This is a genomic window from Streptococcus sp. GMD6S, assembly GCF_000297015.1.
Genome location: NZ_AJRH01000116.1, coordinates 1 through 1,896 on the forward strand (window position 1 = coordinate 1; position 1,896 = coordinate 1,896).

Consider the following 1,896-nt stretch of genomic DNA (forward strand, 5'->3'; position numbering starts at 1 on the left):
AAGGTTTGGGCCATTCCCAAGATGACGGACTTTTGGGGGATTGGCAGGCGGATGGAGAAACGTTTGCATGCTCTGGGGATTTTTTCCATCAGAGAATTAGCTACAAGCAACCCAGACCAGCTACAGAAGGCTCTGGGTCAGACTGGCCTGCGTTTGTGGTTTCATGCTAACGGGATTGATGAGAGCAATGTTCACAGGCCCTATAAAGCCAAGTCCCAAGGGTTAGGAAATTCTCAAATCTTGCCGAGAGACTACGTGAAGCTACGGGATATTGAAATTATTCTCCGAGAAATGGCGGAGCAGGTGGCTATTAGGCTGAGAAGGGCGGGCAAGAAAACAACCCTTGTCTCTATCTATGTTGGTTTCTCTAAGCAGGAGGTCAGGCCGTCTATTCACACACAAATGAAGGTCGAACCGACCAATAATACAGCTATTTTAACAGACCACGTTTTGAAGCTATTTCATAACAAATACACTTCTGGAGCGGTCAGAAGTGTCGGAGTCAACTATTCAGGATTTGTGGACGAGTCCTTTGGCTTGATCTCCCTCTTTGATGATGTTGACAAGTTAGAAAAAGAAGAAAGGCTCCAGACGGCTATTGATGCCATTCGGGAACAATTTGGTTTTACCTCCCTCTTAAAGGCCAATGCACTGGAAGAAGCCTCTAGGAGTCTTGCCAGAAGCAAGCTGATTGGGGGGCATTCTGCTGGAGGATTAGATGGTTTAAAATGATTGATCGTTCTTATTTACCCTTTCAATCTGCGCGTGACTATCAAGATCCAGGGATGCAGAAGTGGATGGGCTTTTTCCTCTCAGAGCATACTAGTTCACTCGGTGAAGAGAAAAATCGGGTAGCTTTCTCGACGAGTCTGAATCCCGTTGAGAAGTTACTCTTGCTTTCGCAACTTTATGTCGGGCAACTGAAGGGATGCTTTGTGGTCAAGGAAAAGAAGCAGAAAACCACGATCATTGGTGAGGTAAGCGAATTATCACCTCAAACTCTATCTATTAGGACCAATGAGGGCTATAGGCTGGTAGAGGTAGTAGATGTCCTAGAAATTCGACTGTGGGAGGGGGGAGTGTATGACTAGAAAAGACTTGTATGAAAACAAACTGCAGATGGATTATTTTTCAGATAGTTATATCCGCTTTGAAGAGGATTTTCAAAAATACTCTGCTATGAATGTACCACTGACTTTTTTGATCGATGACATCCTACGCACTATGGCGATGAATCAGAAAAACTACTTTGTTTTAAACAAGGAAAACGCCAAGGATGGGCGGGAGCATCGCTTTTATTTTAGGGTGGTGACGGAAAAAGAGTGTCCCAGAAATCGAACCTATGCATATGCTGGACTCAAAAATAGTAGTCAGTGACTAGGTGTGGGAGAGGGAAGTCTGATTTAGGAAAGATGGCTGGTGAGCGTCAGAAAATCTCATGGTATTGGAATTCGAAACACCATCTTTTATCTGTGGAGTTCTTGCAGAAACTTATGATGGTAGTTCTGATGAGATAAGACAAGAGGGACTCTCTTTTTTGGATGAGCGTTTATTTGAAAACGTGGTTTGATTTGAGAACAGCTATCTTCAATGATCATCTTACTTTACAGAGTCATACCAAAATATCCATGTATATTTGTGGATGTTTTTTAATTTTACAGATAGAAAAAGAGAAGACCAAATGGTCTTCTCAACGGGGGAACTGAAATAATGGAAAAGAATCAATCAAAGAGGGTTATTAGTCTTTGAAATTCTTTTGGAAGATGAGGAGAGACAAGATAGAAGTAATGGCTGCCAAGAAGAGGAAGGCACTTGCTTCTTGTTCCCCAGTTGCAGGGAGTAGTCTTTCCTTGTCTTCTTTGACTGTAGCTGTAACAGGAGCTTTTTCATCTTTTG

5 protein-coding genes are annotated in these 1,896 nt (G+C 42.8%); 4 read left to right on the forward strand and 1 reads right to left on the reverse strand.

The features are described from left to right. The 4 genes from GMD6S_RS08905 to GMD6S_RS08920 form a co-directional block, all read left to right on the forward strand. A partial coding sequence (locus GMD6S_RS08905; protein WP_000630383.1) for a DinB/UmuC family translesion DNA polymerase occupies positions 1-732 on the forward strand: 732 nt, incomplete at its 5' end. Further along, positions 729-1,091: a hypothetical protein gene (locus GMD6S_RS08910; protein WP_000567207.1), complete on the forward strand. Its 363-nt coding sequence runs from the start codon at positions 729-731 to the stop codon at positions 1,089-1,091. The genes GMD6S_RS08905 and GMD6S_RS08910, both read left to right, overlap by 4 nt. Then, complete coding sequence (locus tag GMD6S_RS08915; protein ID WP_000196987.1) at positions 1,084-1,377, forward strand: DUF5960 family protein; 294 nt, start codon at positions 1,084-1,086, stop codon at positions 1,375-1,377. Before GMD6S_RS08910 ends, GMD6S_RS08915 begins: the two co-directional genes overlap by 8 nt. Positions 1,378-1,438: 61 nt before the next feature. Further along, entirely contained in the window at positions 1,439-1,570 is a 132-nt protein-coding gene (locus tag GMD6S_RS08920) for a hypothetical protein (RefSeq protein ID WP_000242232.1), read from the forward strand. Between the two features lie 168 nt (positions 1,571-1,738). On the opposite strand, the gene GMD6S_RS13150 is transcribed toward GMD6S_RS08920, so the two are convergent. Next, positions 1,739-1,896, reverse strand: a 158-nt coding sequence (locus GMD6S_RS13150; protein ID WP_008294167.1) for an LPXTG cell wall anchor domain-containing protein, incomplete at its 5' end; no start/stop codon positions are given.